The sequence below is a fragment of the Pseudoalteromonas sp. MER144-MNA-CIBAN-0113 genome (assembly GCF_040308965.1).
In the GTDB taxonomy this organism is placed as follows: domain Bacteria; phylum Pseudomonadota; class Gammaproteobacteria; order Enterobacterales; family Alteromonadaceae; genus Pseudoalteromonas; species Pseudoalteromonas tetraodonis.
In genome coordinates this window covers 1-258 of record NZ_JBEOOG010000437.1, presented here as the reverse complement: position 1 = coordinate 258, position 258 = coordinate 1, and the positions used below count along the sequence as shown (strand labels likewise).

1 protein-coding gene is annotated in these 258 nt (G+C 38.8%); it reads left to right on the top strand.

What is annotated here, in order from left to right; genetic code table 11:
• Positions 1-258: type 1 glutamine amidotransferase family protein (locus AAEY57_RS20395; RefSeq protein ID WP_502935511.1), on the top strand; the 258-nt coding region annotated here is incomplete at both ends.

Here is a 258-nt window from a genome sequence, read left to right as displayed (position 1 = left end):
ATTAACCATTTAACGGGCGAAGTAATGCCTGATAAACGTAATGTATTAACAGAAGCGGCTCGTATTGCACGGGGTGACATTAAATCGCTGCTTGAACTAGACGTAACTCAGTTTGACGCATTAATTGTACCTGGCGGTTTTGGCGCTGCAAAAAACTTATGTGACTTTGCAATTAAAGGCGCAAAAGCAAATATTAATGAAGACGTCCTTAATGCTTGTAAATCATTTGCAAAAGAAAATAAGCCTGCTGGTTATATG